We start from the raw sequence: 14,479 nt of genomic DNA on the forward strand, positions 1-14,479 counted from the left end.
AAATAAAAAATAGAAGAAAGAAAAATGCTGAATTTTACTGTAGGCCCCGTGATGTCGAGCGAAGCGGTTCGCGCCATTGGCCAAGAGCATGTACCTTATTTTCGTACCCCAGAGTTCTCCGAGGTGATGTTCGAGAACGAGCGTCTGGTTCGCGAATTTGCTCATGCGCCACACGACAGTCGTGTCTGCTTCATGACTGGTTCCGGCACGGCATCCATGGAAGCTACGGTGATGAATGTGTTGTCACCGAAAGACAAGGCCATCGTCGTCAACGGCGGCTCGTTTGGCCATCGCTTTGTTGAGTTGTTACAACTCCACCAGATACCCCATCATGAAATTAGTCTTGACTATGGTCAGCCGCTGACAGAAGCACATCTGGCCCCCCTTGCCAACCAGGGATATACCGCATTCCTGGTGAACATGGGCGAGACCTCAACAGGTGTGCTCTACGATATGCCCATGATTGCACGTTTCTGTCAGGCCAACGGGCTGCTGCTCATTGTCGATGCCATCAGCACCTTCCTGGCCGACCCGTTCGATATGGAGGCGCTGGGTGCCGATGTGATGATCACTGGCTCTCAGAAAGCGCTGGCCTGTCCTCCGGGCATCTCACTCATTGTCTTGTCGCCCCGCGCCTTAGAGCGTGTGAACCAGAACCATTCTGTTTCGATGTATCTCGACTTGAAGTCAGCCTTGAAGAATGGCGAGCGCGGCCAGACTCCCTTTACACCTGCGGTAGGTACCCTGCTGCAAATCAATCAGCGCCTGCGCGACATCAAGGCAGCGGGCGGTGTCGAGAGCGAACTGAAACGCATGAAGATGCTCTCGCAGGATTTCCGTCAGAAGGTGGCTCCGCTGCCCTTTAAGTTGTTCACCACTTCGCCTCAGAACGGCGTCACGGCTTTGTCGCCACAAGGCATCTCTGCCTATGATATCTTCACGACGCTGAAAGACGAATACCAGATATGGATTTGTCCCAATGGTGGCGACCTTCGCGACCGTGTCTTCCGTGTCGGACACCTCGGTGCCCTGACCACCGACGACAATACGACGCTGATTAATGCGATGTTAGATATGCAAAAACGCGGACTCATCAAATGAAGAAAGTCATCACATACGGCACCTACGACCTGCTTCACTACGGACATATCAGGTTGCTCGAGCGCGCCAAGGCGCTGGGCGACTATCTGATAGTGGGCGTCACGGCCGACAGCTTCGATCAGCAGCGCGGCAAACTCAATGTCGAGCAGTCGCTCATGGAGCGTATCGAGGCAGTACGTGCTACCGGTCTGGCCGACGAGATTATCGTCGAGGAATACGAAGGTCAGAAGATCGACGATATCCGTCGCTACGGTGTGGATATCTTCACCGTGGGCAGCGACTGGCGCGGCAAGTTCGACTACCTGAAAGAATATTGCGAGGTGGTCTATCTCGACCGCACCGAAGGCATTTCCAGCACCGAGCTGCGTTCCGAGCAACATGCACTTCGCTTGGGACTGATTGGCGAGTCGCCCATCTTAAATAAGATTGAGCGCGAGAGCCACTTTGTCAATGGCATGCAGATCAGCGGTGTCTGTACCGAAGACGCCACCATGCTGTCAGAGACCCTCCATCAGTTGGTGATGCCCATGAGTCAGCTCAGCGAGCTGATCGAGAAGAGCGATGCGGTGTATGTCATCTCCAACCCCCGTAGGCACTTCGAACATATCAAGCAGATACTCAGCCAGGGCCGCCATGTGTTGTGCGAGTCGCCCATTGCCATTGCACCCGAGCAGCTCAGCGAGCTGCGTGCGCTGGCCAAGGCAAAAGGTTGTCTGCTGGTCGATTCCCTGAAGACCGCCTATTCCATGGCCTACTCGCGTCTGGTGCTGTTGGCCAAGAGCGGTGCCATTGGCGACATCGTGTCGGTAGATGCCACCTGTACCAGTTTGGCAGGCTTCGAGGCCACCGAGAAAAAGAAGGCAGCCCATCTGTGGAACAGTATCTGCGCCTGGGGCCCCACGGCCATGCTGCCCATCTTCCAGTTGCTGGGCATCGACTACTGCAGCAAGACCATTGCCACCCATCTGCTTGGCGACGATAGCGACTTCGATGCCTTCACGAAGGTCACCTTCACCTATCCCCATGCTGTTGCCTCGCTGAAGGTCGGTCAGGGTGTTAAGTCAGAAGGCTCGCTGGTCGTCTCTGGCACCAAGGGCTATATCTATGTGCCTGCCCCTTGGTGGAAGACCGACTATTTCGAGATACGCTACGAGAATCCAGCCAACAACCGTCGTTACTTCTACCAGCTCGACGGCGAAGGCCTGCGCTACGAGTTGCTCTCCTTCATGAAAGCCGTTCAGTCGGGGCGCCCCATGGGCTATGTCGACGAACCCACGTCTGATGCCATTGTGGCGGTCATCAGCGATTTCTATCATAAAAAAAATACGGTCATCATCTGATGGCCGTATCTTTTTTTTCTATCTCTTTCCCTGCTTAGTATTTGGCAGGAACCTGAATACCCAGTTTCTCAAATCCCTCTCTCAGCACTTTAAAGAAGGCCTCGATGTCTGGCGTGTCTATCGTGCCCAGCGCACACAGGCGGAACGTGTTCGTGGTCGATATCTTACCAGGATAGATGGTGAAGCCATGGTCGTAGCAGTAGTCGTGCACACGCTCAAAGTTCCAGTTCTCGTCGTTAGGGTAGAGCACGCTGGCCACCAGTCCCGACTGTATGTTGCGGTCAATCACCTCCTTCAGTCCCATCTCTTCCAGTCCCTTGTGGATAGCCTCGATGACGCGGTGATGACGAGCAAACTTCTCTTTCTCGCCAACCTCGAAGTATTCCTTCAGCGCCTGCATGGTGGCATAGATGGTCTGCACAGGTGGCGTGAAGTGCATCTCGCCCGTACGCTCGAAGAAGTCATACTGCAGATACAGGTTGCAGTAGTACGAACGCTTAGGATAGTCCTTGCTCTTGCGAATCTCGGCCTCGTTGCCGATGATGAACGACAGACCCGTCATGGCCATCAGTCCTTTCTGGGCCGACGCCATGCAGAAGTCCACGTTGTCTTCCACCATGTCGAAGGGTATCATGCCCAGCGACGAGGTCGTGTCAACCACGAAGATAGCTCCGTGCTGGTGAGCCAGTGCGCCAATCTCACGGATGGGGTTCAGCACGCCGGTACCTGTCTCGTGGTGGGTGGTGTAAACCAGTGCCACGTCAGGATTCTCGTCCAGTGCTTTCTTCACTGCGTCCAGGTCAGGGCGCTCAAACACGCTCGACTTCAGGTCGATGTGTGGCAGTCCGTAGTATTGGCAAATCTCTACCGCACGACTGCTGTAGGCGCCGTTGTTCACCACCAGCACCTTTTTGCCTTCAGGCAACAGAGAGTTCAGACAGATGTCTATGTTGATGGTACCTGATCCGCAGAACAGTACAGACGTAAACTTGTCGGCGGGTGCGTGTGCAATGCGCAGCAGGTCTGCACGCAGCTGCTTCATCATGCCGGCAAACTCCTTCTCTCGCGGACAGATGTCGGGCACCACCTGTGCCATCTTCACCGTGTCAGTGGTGGTGGCGGGTCCTGGGTTCAGCAGGACATTTCTTTTGATATTCATAAGTATTGAATAATATGTTCTTCAGCAAACTTTAAATCGTCGATATCGTCAATCTCGTACCACTTCAGTCCTTCTTCGCACAGCACGAAGACGGGGCTGATGTGTTGCGACATGTACAGCAACTGGTATTCGTAGCCCAGCTTAGGCAGCTCGTCCACCTTCTGTGCGTAGTCGGCACACATCTTCTTATAGAACGCACCGCTCAGCTTGTGGATGCCCACCAGCTCGCCCTTGTAGTTCAGCTCGTCTTTGTTCACCGAGCAGTTGGTCAGCACCCCTTGGTCGTTGCTCTCCACGTAGTACTGGTCCTGGAACTTCGTCACCGGTGTGATCAGCATCACGTCGGGGTGCTCACACGTCATCAGTGCCGTGATGGCCCGGCGTTCAAACACCAGGTCGCTCTCCAGCAGCAGGAAGTCCTCGTCGCCAATCATCTCACGACAGTTGTACAGCGTGTACATGCTGTTCGTCTCGGCATAGCGAGGACTGAAACAGCATTCAATCTGTGGATATTGCTTAGCCAGCTCTTCGTAGGCCTCGCGCAGGTAGCCCGTGCCAATGATAATACGTTCTATGCCGCAGCTTATCAATGTCTCGATGCTTCGCACCACCATTGCCTTGCCGCCAGCTTCTATAAATCCCTTAGGCCGTTCCTCGGTCATAGTCCCAAATCTGGTTCCCATGCCCGCAGCCATAATTACAGCAGTTCTAATCATCTAAATACATTATTTATCTCCCACCTCTCACCTCTCATCTCTCATCTCTCATCTTGCGCCAGAGGCGCACTCACCTCTCACTTCTCACTTCTCACTTCTCACTTAGAAAGTTCCTCCATAAACGCCTCTTTGTTCTGGATAGGCGTCGTGGTGGGGCGTCCCAGGTCCTCGCGAGAGTCTATCTTCACGCGCAGCTCCAGCAGCACCGGTCCCTCGGTGGTCTCCAGCTGTTGCAGTGCCGCAATCATCTCTTCGCGTGTTGTGGCCCTCATAGCCTGCTTATAGCCGCTGGCCTTTGCCATGGTCACCGCATCCAGCTCATAGCCGATGGTGGGTTGTCCGCCCACGCTCTCGTGAGCATCGTTGTTAAACAAGATGTGGAAGTAGTTGCGAGGGTTCATGCTAGCCACGATGCCCAGTGCACCCGTGTGCATGATGAAAGCCCCGTCGCCATCGAAGCAGAACACGCGGCGGTTGGGCTTCTCCAGTGCAATGCCCAGCGCGATGCTGCTGCTGTGGCCCATCGAGCCCACGGTCAGGAAGTCGTGGCCGTGTCCCTGTTGCTTAGCCTCGCGATATTCAAAGAGCTCGCGCGACAGCTTGCCCGTTGTCGATACGACGACATCGCTGTCTTTCAGGTGATCTACCACCAGCTTCATGGCGTCTTCGCGGCTCAGCGGGTTATTGTTGCTGCGAGCGTTCTTCAGCTTGTAGCTGCCAAACGTGCCTTTGCGAATCACGATGGCCGTAGGAGCCTTGCGCTCCAGCGACAGCTCCACCTGTGCCTTTATCTGGCTGGCATCCTCCAGGATGATGTAAGGAATCTGCATGGCGTCGAGCAGTGCCAGTGTCACCTCGCCCTGCTTCACGTGCTGAGGCTCGTCGTGAACACCCGGTTCACCGCGCCATCCAATCATCAGCACCATAGGGATGCTGTACACCTTCTCGTCGGCCAGCGACAGCAGCGGGTTCACCGTGTTGCCCAGACCAGAGTTCTGCATATATACCAGTGCGGGTTTGCCGGTGGCCAGATAGTGTCCGGCAGCAATACCCACCGCATTACCTTCGTTGGCAGCGATGATGTGCTTCTCGCGTGGTGCTGTGTCTGTGATATAGGCACAAATGTTCTTCAGCAGCGAGTCGGGCACACCAGTAAACATGTCGATGCCGCTCGCAATCAGTGCCTCGTAGGCTTCTTTTACGTCTATCATTTTGTTCCGGGAATAAGTTCAAGAATCTGTTTGATGGGCATGCACAGGTCGTTGGCATCGCTCGAGCGATGGTTTTCCAGGATGCTCGATGCCACCTTGACCATGGCGGGGTAGGCTGCACGCAACATGTGGTTGGCATAGATCACCACCTTGATGCCCCACTCAGCCAGTTCCTCTTCGCGGAAGTGGTTGTAGGTGGTGGGCACAGCCACGATGGGCACGTAGGGGTGCAGCTCGTGGAAGCGGCGGCAGAACTCACGGATGTCGTCGCCCGTCTTCTCCTTCGAGTGGATCATGATACCGTCGGCACCGCCCTGTTCTACGTATGCGCAGCAGCGCTCAATGGCGTCGTCAACGCTCTTGCCGGCAATCAGGCTCTCGCAGCGGGCAATAATCATAAAGTCGTCGGTCACCTGTGCGTTCTTGCCGGCACGAATCTTCTCGCAGAAGTGCTCTATGGTGTCTTGTGTCTGTATGGCGTCGGTGCCGAAGAGCGAGTTCTTCTTCAGACCCACCTTGTCCTCGATGATCACTGCCGAGATACCGTTGCGCTCCAGTGTGCGCACGGTGAATACGAAGTGCTCCAGCTTGCCACCCGTGTCGCCGTCGTAGATGATGGGCTTGGTGGTACATTCCAGGATGTTGGTCAGGTCCTGCATACGGGTGGTCAGGTCCACAGCCTCGATGTCGGGCTTACCTTTCGATGTAGAGTCGGTCAGCGAGCTGCTCCACATACCGTCGAAGCGCTCTGTGTTCAGGCCGTTCTTCACCTCCAGGTTCTCGCAGATCAGTCCTGACAAACCGTCGTGCACCTCCAGGATGCGCACCACGTTCTTGGCCTCTATCAGTCGGCGCAGCGACTTCAGTCGGATGTCGGGTGTTGTGCCAATCTTTTTGATTTCCTTGTCGAGCGATGAAGACTCGATGCCTTTCGTATAGGGTATCTCGATCACTTCGCCGCCCCATTCCTTCATCACGTTGATGGCTTCTTCGCGCAGTTCCTTGTCGGCACCCTGCTGCCAGTCATCGCCATGAATCATGTAGTCGGGCTTCAGCTTGCGCAGGTTCTCTGCATAGCTCCATTCGTCTTGTGGCACCACCTGGCTCACGCCTTTGATATTTTCCACCACGCTCTTACGCTGTTCGTAGGTGAGGTATGGCAGGCGTTTGTGCTGCGCAATGGCTTTGTCGGTGAACAGACCCACAATCAAGTCGCCGTGTTTTGCGCCCTCGTTGATGATGTTGATAAGTCCGGGGTGCATTATATCGGCAATCATGCCAAGGTAAATCTTCTTGCTCATATTGATGTTTAAAGTATTTTTATAGTGTTTATAGTTTGCAAAGGTAGTAAAAATATTCAAGAAATAGGCAGGCTTAGCGCTTTTTCTACGATTGGCGCCATGTCATAGTATCTGTATTCTGCCAGTCGCCCGCCGAAAATCACGTTTTCGCACTGCTGTGCCATGGCTCTATACTGCTCGGCCACGGCATTGTTGCGTGCGTCGTTGATGGGGTAGTAGGGCTCCATGCCTGGCTTCCATTCTGTGCTGTATTCGCGCGAGATCACGGTCTTGGGCACGCTGTACACGCGGTCGCCAAACAGTTCGAAGTGCTTATGCTCGATGATGCGTGTGTAGGGCACGCTGGCATCGGTATAGTTCACCACGGCATTGCCCTGGTAGTTGGCGGTGTGCAGCGTTTGTTGTTCGAAGCTCACGGTGCGGTATTCCAGCGCTCCGAAGCGATAGTCGAAGAACTCGTCCAGCTGTCCGGTGAACACAATCTGGTGGGCCTGTGCCTCCCAGTAGCTGCGTTCTTTGAAGAAATCCACGCCGGTGCGCGTCTCAATGCCTTCCAGCAGTCCGTCTATCAGTTTGTTGTAGCCGCCTATGGGGATGCCTTGGTAGTCGTCGTTGAAGTAGTTGTTGTCGAACACCATCCTCACGGGCAGACGCTTGATGATAAAGGCGGGCAGCTCCGTGCATGGGCGCCCCCACTGTTTCTCGGTGTAGCCTTTTATCAGCCGTTCGTAGATGTCGCGGCCCACCAGCGATAGTGCCTGTTCTTCCAGGTTCTGCGGCTCGCCGTCCATGTGTGCCAGTGCCTCGTGGCGTTGCTGGTCGATGATGCGCTGTGCCTCGTCGGGTGTGCATACGCCCCACATCTGGTAGAAGGTGTTCATGTTGAACGGCAGGTTATACAGCTTTCCCTGGTAGTTGGCCACGGGCGAGTTGGTATAGCGGTTGAACGCCACGATGCTGTTCACGAACTGCCACACGGCTTTGTTCGACGTGTGGAAGATGTGGGCACCATACTTATGCACGTTGATGCCTTCCACCTCTTCGCAGTAGATGTTGCCGCCCAGGTGTGTCCTTTTGTCAATGACCAGACAGCGCTTGCCGGCCTGGCGCGCCTTGTATGCAAAGGTGGCACCAAAGAGGCCCGAACCCACTATCAGATAGTCGTAGTACTTGTCTGCCATTTTTTTATCAGTGTTTTGTCATATTTTGCTGCAAAGTTACAAAATATTCATAATAATTTTCTAACTTTGCCGAAAATTTTAGCGTCCTTATGGAAAAGAAACATTTTGAACTCCGCAAACTGTTGGAGGCTGTAGAGAAGGAGTTGCTCAAGAAACCCAATCACAAGACGTTAGACCGCCTGGCGCTGTTGGCTGGCTTTCAGGATTGGGACACCTTTCGCGATGCGCTTCATGGCGAGGCCGACGGAAAGAGCAACTATGGTGAATAAAAAAAGCATCGACTCCATGCGGGAATCGATGCTTTTATTCTTTTCGAAGGGGAATGTCTTAATCTTCCACTTTGATAGCAGAACGCTTCTCCTTGATACGGGCAGCCTTACCCGTGAGCTTGCGCAGGTAGTACAGCTTGGCGCGGCGAACCTTACCAACCTTGTTTACCTCGATGCTATCGATGTTGGGCGACTCAATGGGGAAGATACGCTCTACACCAATGGTACCTGACATCTTACGTACAGTGAAGCGCTTCTTGTCTCCGTGACCTGCAATCTTGATTACTACACCACGGTAGAGCTGGATACGCTCCTTTGAACCCTCGATAATTTTGTAAGCGACAGTTACAGTGTCACCAGCCTTGAATGAAGGGAACTGCTTGCCGGTTGCAAATGCTTCTTCAGCAACTTTAATTAAATTCATTTTCTTTTTAAATTAATTTGGTTGTTGTATCGTTCCAACGCAACATAACAGGCAACTCTCCTATCTTCCTGCCAGCGATTACGCGGAAAGCGGATGCAAAGGTACTGCTTTTTACCGACACACGATGCTGGAAAACAGGTATTTAACTCAACCTTTATAATTTTTTAACTTAAAGACAGAATAACGGAGGGTTACTCTTCCTCCTCTTCCCACACGTCGTAGCGGCGGGAGAGGTTGTTGCCCGTATCGTTAGTTGTCTCGTTGAAGTCGGTTTGTTCAGGAGCAACTCCTTTGGTGTCGAGTAGAGAACTAGTCAGCAGATGCTGGGTCGCTATCTTAGTGATGGCCATCTCTGGCGCAATATATTTCTTTTTCATATTCAGTATCATTTAAAATTAGTATAATCTATAGGTCTTGATGTTTTTCCTACGGATTTTACGGATTCTACGAATATATATTCCATTGAAAAATAATTTGTATAATCCGTATAATCCGTAGGCTTTATTTTCACTTAATCACGACCTTCTTTCCGTTCACTACATACACGCCCTTCTTCAGCTGCCCGTTCTTGTCCATGCCAAGCGGAGCAATGGCTACCTTACGACCATCGAGCGTATAAATAGCTCCCTCGCCTTCGGAGAGGGCTGGGGTGAGGCTTCCCTTTATTCCAGTTGTCTCGTCGTCCAAAGAGATGAAGCCGCGAGCTGTGGCTGGGATGCTTGCTGCAGGGATGTATGCCGAGTTAGCACGAAGGGTGAATTCTTTAGCGTTCTTATAGAAGCCCAGTCCGTTGGCACCCTTCTTCAGCACGAAGATAGAATTAGCATCCATCACTTTCTCGGCAGTAACACCCTCCATGATATTTGTCACGGGGGCTGCGCTGGCGCAAACGGGTACGTTGGCAGTCTCACCGCTTACCAGCAAGCCAGTGTTAGCAGGTACCTTGCCCATTACTTTGTTAAACTTCACGGCGTTGCCATCCACCGTAGCGGTGTAAGCCGTCAATGCAGTGACACCAGTAAAGTCAAGAGGATGATTGCTGCAATAAGTAGCCCAGCCGGCGGCGGAAATGGTGATAGGAAGTGATATGAGGCTAACTTCGCTTGTACTCTTTATTCCTTTTACAGAAAAATACGTATCTGCATTTCCCTTTATCAGTATTTCATAGCCAAGGAAAGCCCCCTTAGAAGTCTTACATCCCCACGCGGCCTTTAAAGCATCAGAAGGTAATGCAACAGGAATAGAAGCGCTTGCGGTTGGAGTGGTCGTAAATGGATCGGCAACAGCGATGTTCGCATCAGTAGTAAAGCCTGATACTCTCGGGTTTGTCGTCTTTCCAACGTACTCACCAACAATATATCCCTTAACATAAATACCATCTCCTGTAGCTGTACCATCAATCACTTCAGCCACAGTATAAGGATTATACTTTGAGCCCTTTACCGTTGGGTCGATAATGGTTATGGTATAGTTCGCACTACCACTATTATACCAATCATTGCCAGCAAAGTCCGCTGTAATTATGGCTGTGCCAGTAATAGAAGAATCATACCATAACTCACCTGTATTTTCATCAACTACAGCGAGATTTGTGTTATTAGAAGAATAGGTAATACCCGACAAGCTATTGGGGTTGTTCAGTGTTGGAGCAACAAAACTATCATCGTTGAGCATTATCTCAAAGGCATTTTCCGAATATGTAATACCTGCTGTAGCTTTGTTGATGGTCAGGTCGTAAGAAGCGACGGCAGGCTTGTATGAAACATCGCCAGGATAAGTTGCCTTAATTGTTGTTGTGCCAGCTTTCAACATGTTTACTATACCTGTTGTTGTATTAACAGTAGCAACAGTCTCATCGGTACTAGACCATGTAACAGTTACGGAGTTCGTATTTGTCAGTTCTTGACCGGTGAAGCTTTCGCCCCATGTCTTTGTTATCGCATCATTGGCAAAACTAATGCCTGCCTCAGCGCGGGTGTCTGTGACGGTGACTGCAACCTCGGCACTGGCTGGCGCATAGTTTTCAGACACCGCAGAACGGATGGTGATTGTAGCAGTTCCTTCTGTCTTGGCTGTAATCGTATAAACATTTCCGCTCTTCAATTCGACTGTTGCAACATCCTCATCGTTGCTCTCACATGTAATAGCACCATCGGTATTCGTAGTCAGAGTTACATCAACAGTCTCGTGAGAATAAGCATCAAGTGTCTTTTCTGAGACGTCAAGCGAGAATGTTGGTGTCTCTTTACGAACTTTAGAAATAAGATAGCTGTTTTGGTCGAACTCGGGAGTTATCGATGTTCCGCTTTTGTACTTCTTTAATGTTCCAAAAACAATAACTTCGTCGCCAACTGCAATTTCTGAAGCACTTGTAAAGTTAGCGTTGTTCAGTCCCTTTCCTTTGTAAACTTGCAATTCGTTTGAGGTAGATCCATCTGCAGAGATATAATAGGTAATGGCTCCACTGTTCAGCGAACCCGCAGTAGAAACGATACCTCGTACATATTGTTCTGCGATTGTACCATTGTCTGCTAAGGCATCAATGGCGGCCAAAGCCTCTGTTACTGTCTTTGGGGTAATCTTTGTAAAAGTCTTGCTGACAATAGAACTTGCATTAGTGTCGGTAGATTTCTTTGCAATGGCCTTTACAGTAGTTGTTGCAGAAACTTGGAATGGTGCGCTATATGCAAAACATGTAGCAGAAGTTGTCGTTGTTGGGTTATCACCGTTCAACGTGTAGTAGATGTCTGCACCATCGGCACTTGCATCGTTAGTTATTGTAACTGTGCTGTTGTCCAAGAATGTAGCACTACCACTGATAGTTGGCGCGGCTGTTGTGCCTGCGGCAGCTGCTTCCTTTTTCTTTAATGTTATGTTAGTGATGCAAACAGCGCTTGAAGTTACTGATATGTTTATGGTCTTTGTGGAAGTTGCGAGTTTGAATGTTTTGACAGTTTCTACTTGAGCAGTTGTGAAAGTCTGTGCAGTCCCGTTGTTAATCTTTATTGATGATGATGTTTTCCATCCATAGCCGGTGATTTCAATGAGGTCTATATTGTCAAATGTGTTAGGTAATGTAAATGTAAAGCTACCAGCGCCACTAGCTTTACCAACCTTAAGACATCCTTGTGGAATGTTTTCTCCTCCGCTTCCTTTGCCACTATATACATCTCCACTTTTCGCACTACAGCTAATTTTATTCGCGGAATTACTTAAACCTGCAGCTGCATTTAGGAATTCGGCAATTGCTGTTTGGTTTAGCGAAGTACTTGTTGAACCAGATGGTGCAGGCGATGCACAATCAAGCGAAAGAACTGTGGTGTAGTTGTCTTCACCCCACACAGAATTAGCAACCCCCACTATGAACGTGCATAGAAGGAGCAAAGTTTTTAGTAAAAATGTCTTTTTCATAAATATAATAAATTAGTTAGTCTATGGCAATTTAGTTGAAAGTCGGAGCAGACGTCTGTTTCGCAACAAACGGGGGGCGACTCTGCTAAATGTTGTTATGTTGATTTAATAATTACACAATCAACGCTGCAAAGATATGCAATAAATATTTATTTTGCAAGTAATTGAGGTTAAAAAATATTTCAACGGGAAATGCCTCCCTTGTATTAAAAAAAATCCAAGAAAACAGCCCCCCCCTCCAGCCCCCCCCTTGGGGAGGCCAGGAGGGGGTCTGGAGGCTAGGAGGGGCCTTTTTTCTCAACAATAGCGCTGCTATTCTTATTGTTTCTTGTCGCAATACTTATTGTTTTGCGAGCCAATAGTGGCAGTTTTGACTTGCAAAAGTATAGGTTTTGGTGTCATTCTAGAGTCTAGAAAGCACGATTCTAGAGTCTAGAATGCATCATTCTAGAGTCTAGATCACATCATTCTAGAGTCTAGAATTGAGCATTCTAGGGGCTAGGTGCGATTCAAGAGCGTAGGTGTTGGATTATTAAACATTGACTATTGACCATTAACCATATAGGTTTTGCGAGACGAAACTAGTGGTTCTAGCCCTTGTTTCTTTACAAAAACCAAATAAAACCCCTTTTTGAGCCAGAAGCCTCTGTCGAGGCTTTATCGGTGTTGGAGGAAAACTTGCTCGTGAACAAGTTCACGGCCCGTTTTCCACCACCACCGTTACCCCATTCTGGGGCTGCCTGGCTCAAAAAGGAAAAACCTCGGACCTTCGGTCCTAAAAAACCAGAATACTTCATAAGCTCCTAACCCCCTCCCAACCCCCCCACAACCCCCTCCCAACCTCCCCAAGGGGGAGGAGGGAGACCCACCCCCAGCCCCTCCCTGCAGGGAGGGGAGTGGATAGATTCACAATGAATAAATAAATAAACCAAATGCCCTTTACCCCCTCGCCTTCGGAGAGGGTTGGGGTGAGGCTAAGAAACCAAAATGCCCCTTTTACCCCCTCCCCTTGGGAGGGACGGGGTGGGGTTACAAATTCGGCGCACCCACATGAAGTGAGCACGCCGACAAGGTTATCCTAAACTACCTTAAAAAACTTATAATCATGAATAACGTTCTTACTCTGCGCCACTCTGGCGCTGGGTCGCTACCATTCCAACTGTCGTGAGTCCGCCTCACTCTGCGATTTCTCGCTGTCCTGCAGCTGTAGGGTGCTGCCGGTGACGTGTACGGTGAGCGTAGCTACGGCATAGTCGTGCTCCAGCCAGCAGTATCTCACTGGCATCTTGGTGCAGTTCACCACGATGGTGGCAGTACCGGTGTCGATACCCTTCACCACACCGTTCTGATCGACGGTAGCCACGTTTTCGTTGCTACTGCTATACACGATGCCCTCTTTGATGGCATGCTTGGGGAAGTACGACAGTTCTATCTGCACGGTCTCCTGAGCCTTCAGGTTCACCTCGCCATTCTGGATACCCTCGCCGCTGATGAACAGCTGGGCGGGATAGATGTCTTGTTTGTCGCAACTTGTGGCAGCAGCCAGTATCAGCATTGCCATCGCCAATATCGAAAATAATTTCTTCATAATATCTATGTTTTATTGTTTTGTTCCTTATGTTTTAACAAAAACCTTGAAAACCCCTCTGCTGATGTTTTAGCTCTTCGAGCCCCGTGCTGCTGTCATGGCTTTGTGCCTGTGAGCAAGCTCCCGCACAAGCCCTGACAACATCACTCGTTGCTGCGCAACTAAAAACATCCTCAGAGGAAAAACCAAGAAAACAGGCTGCGCCTACACCACCTATAACAGCTACGTACTGGAAAGAATGGTTTTTTAGCGAAGCGGGGTTTTTCCACTCGTGATGACCAAGTTTGGGAACCAAACCGTGGTGGGCTTCCACGTTGTGCGAGAGCTCGCTCTCAGGCACAAACGCGGAAGGACAACACGTAAGGTCGAAGACCGTGGTCATCATGAGTGGGGTTTTCCTTGTTTTTGTTTTCATCATCACTCTATCATTTTACCACGACCTTTTTGCCGTTTACAACATACACACCCTTCTTGGTCGGAACACTCTGCAGCTTGCGACCGCTGAGGTCATACCAGTTGCCATTCAATTCTTCAATTCTTGAATTCTTCAATTTTTCAACAGCCGTCGTCTCATCTGCGATGCTAATCACACGGGCATTGGCACCAGCGATGTGCAGCACGGCCTTGCATGAACCTATCGCAGAGGCATCGTTAGCAATGGCATAGAACTTTCCGTCGTCGAGGATGTAGTAACCCTGGCCGTAGGCGTAGTGTTTCTTCTCGACAACTGGCTCCAGGAGGTTGCCGGCATAGTCGTTGCCCACGCTTGAAGCGGGTA

General features: G+C 50.7%; 13 protein-coding genes and 1 pseudogene. 3 read left to right on the forward strand and 11 right to left on the reverse strand.

The genetic code is table 11. From position 1 onward, the window contains the following. The first annotated feature begins 24 nt into the window (after positions 1–24). Together T496_RS0109590 and T496_RS0109595 are read left to right on the forward strand one after the other, a co-directional pair. Positions 25–1,101, forward strand: coding sequence for a pyridoxal-phosphate-dependent aminotransferase family protein (locus T496_RS0109590; RefSeq protein ID WP_027450558.1), 1,077 nt, complete (start codon positions 25–27; stop codon positions 1,099–1,101). Next, complete coding sequence (locus tag T496_RS0109595) at positions 1,098–2,441, forward strand: adenylyltransferase/cytidyltransferase family protein (protein WP_027450559.1); 1,344 nt, start codon at positions 1,098–1,100, stop codon at positions 2,439–2,441. Before T496_RS0109590 ends, T496_RS0109595 begins: the two co-directional genes overlap by 4 nt. Before the next feature lie 34 nt (positions 2,442–2,475). Here the strand turns inward: T496_RS0109595 and T496_RS0109600 are convergent, their stop codons facing one another. The 5 genes from T496_RS0109600 to glf all read right to left on the reverse strand — a co-directional run bounded on the left by T496_RS0109600 (position 2,476) and on the right by glf (position 8,009). Next, positions 2,476–3,600, reverse strand: coding sequence for a 2-aminoethylphosphonate aminotransferase (locus T496_RS0109600; RefSeq protein WP_044111031.1), 1,125 nt, complete (start codon positions 3,598–3,600; stop codon positions 2,476–2,478). Next, on the reverse strand, positions 3,597–4,316 hold the full coding sequence (locus T496_RS0109605) for a phosphocholine cytidylyltransferase family protein (protein WP_027450561.1): 720 nt from the start codon (positions 4,314–4,316) through the stop codon (positions 3,597–3,599). Before T496_RS0109605 ends, T496_RS0109600 begins: the two co-directional genes overlap by 4 nt. A gap of 98 nt (positions 4,317–4,414) precedes the next feature. Continuing rightward, the gene (aepY, locus tag T496_RS0109610) at positions 4,415–5,527 is read right to left on the reverse strand and encodes a phosphonopyruvate decarboxylase (RefSeq protein WP_027450562.1); all 1,113 of its coding nucleotides are present in this window, start codon (positions 5,525–5,527) and stop codon (positions 4,415–4,417) included. Further along, a complete protein-coding gene (gene aepX / locus T496_RS0109615) occupies positions 5,524–6,828 on the reverse strand; it encodes a phosphoenolpyruvate mutase (protein WP_027450563.1) in 1,305 nt (434 codons plus the stop codon). Before aepX ends, aepY begins: the two co-directional genes overlap by 4 nt. Before the next feature lie 56 nt (positions 6,829–6,884). Beyond that, on the reverse strand, positions 6,885–8,009 hold the full coding sequence (glf, locus tag T496_RS0109620) for a UDP-galactopyranose mutase (protein WP_027450564.1): 1,125 nt from the start codon (positions 8,007–8,009) through the stop codon (positions 6,885–6,887). Positions 8,010–8,098: 89 nt separating this feature from the next. Between glf and T496_RS13890 the strand changes: the two genes are divergently transcribed. Next, entirely contained in the window at positions 8,099–8,278 is a 180-nt protein-coding gene (locus T496_RS13890) for a hypothetical protein (protein WP_044109081.1), read from the forward strand. A 58-nt stretch (positions 8,279–8,336) separates the two neighbouring features. On the opposite strand, the gene rplS is transcribed toward T496_RS13890, so the two are convergent. The 6 genes and pseudogenes from rplS to T496_RS15145 form a co-directional block, all read right to left on the reverse strand. Beyond that, positions 8,337–8,702, reverse strand: a complete 366-nt coding sequence (gene rplS / locus T496_RS0109630; RefSeq protein WP_027450565.1) for a 50S ribosomal protein L19 — start codon at positions 8,700–8,702, stop codon at positions 8,337–8,339. 191 nt (positions 8,703–8,893) lie between these two features. Continuing rightward, positions 8,894–9,079 (reverse strand): hypothetical protein, encoded by a 186-nt coding sequence (locus tag T496_RS0109635; RefSeq protein ID WP_155808820.1) that lies wholly within the window; start codon positions 9,077–9,079, stop codon positions 8,894–8,896. A 130-nt stretch (positions 9,080–9,209) separates the two neighbouring features. Further along, on the reverse strand, positions 9,210–11,501 hold the full coding sequence (locus T496_RS14460; protein ID WP_231478037.1) for a DUF6359 domain-containing protein: 2,292 nt from the start codon (positions 11,499–11,501) through the stop codon (positions 9,210–9,212). Between the two features lie 1,759 nt (positions 11,502–13,260). Continuing rightward, positions 13,261–13,701 (reverse strand): Ig-like domain-containing protein, encoded by a 441-nt coding sequence (locus T496_RS0109650; RefSeq protein WP_081783609.1) that lies wholly within the window; start codon positions 13,699–13,701, stop codon positions 13,261–13,263. Between the two features lie 34 nt (positions 13,702–13,735). Beyond that, positions 13,736–14,119, reverse strand: a complete 384-nt coding sequence (locus T496_RS14990; RefSeq protein ID WP_155808822.1) for a hypothetical protein — start codon at positions 14,117–14,119, stop codon at positions 13,736–13,738. Between the two features lie 7 nt (positions 14,120–14,126). Then, a pseudogene (locus tag T496_RS15145) lies at positions 14,127–14,479 on the reverse strand (hypothetical protein); the annotation flags it as partial.

The organism is Xylanibacter brevis P6B11, assembly GCF_000621825.1.
Lineage (GTDB): Bacteria > Bacteroidota > Bacteroidia > Bacteroidales > Bacteroidaceae > Prevotella > Prevotella brevis.

Excerpts from the sequence above, each read along its gene's own strand:
- T496_RS0109590 (WP_027450558.1), top strand. The coding sequence starts at position 25 with ATGCTGAATTTTACTGTAGGCCCCGTGATGTCGAGCGAAGCGGTTCGC.
- T496_RS0109595 (WP_027450559.1), top strand. The coding sequence starts at position 1,098 with ATGAAGAAAGTCATCACATACGGCACCTACGACCTGCTTCACTACGGA.
- T496_RS0109600 (WP_044111031.1), bottom strand. The coding sequence starts at position 3,600 with ATGAATATCAAAAGAAATGTCCTGCTGAACCCAGGACCCGCCACCACC.
- T496_RS0109605 (WP_027450561.1), bottom strand. The coding sequence starts at position 4,316 with ATGATTAGAACTGCTGTAATTATGGCTGCGGGCATGGGAACCAGATTT.
- aepY (WP_027450562.1), bottom strand. The coding sequence starts at position 5,527 with ATGATAGACGTAAAAGAAGCCTACGAGGCACTGATTGCGAGCGGCATC.
- aepX (WP_027450563.1), bottom strand. The coding sequence starts at position 6,828 with ATGAGCAAGAAGATTTACCTTGGCATGATTGCCGATATAATGCACCCC.
- glf (WP_027450564.1), bottom strand. The coding sequence starts at position 8,009 with ATGGCAGACAAGTACTACGACTATCTGATAGTGGGTTCGGGCCTCTTT.
- T496_RS13890 (WP_044109081.1), top strand. The coding sequence starts at position 8,099 with ATGGAAAAGAAACATTTTGAACTCCGCAAACTGTTGGAGGCTGTAGAG.
- rplS (WP_027450565.1), bottom strand. The coding sequence starts at position 8,702 with ATGAATTTAATTAAAGTTGCTGAAGAAGCATTTGCAACCGGCAAGCAG.
- T496_RS0109635 (WP_155808820.1), bottom strand. The coding sequence starts at position 9,079 with ATGAAAAAGAAATATATTGCGCCAGAGATGGCCATCACTAAGATAGCG.
- T496_RS0109650 (WP_081783609.1), bottom strand. The coding sequence starts at position 13,701 with ATGAAGAAATTATTTTCGATATTGGCGATGGCAATGCTGATACTGGCT.
- T496_RS14990 (WP_155808822.1), bottom strand. The coding sequence starts at position 14,119 with ATGATGAAAACAAAAACAAGGAAAACCCCACTCATGATGACCACGGTC.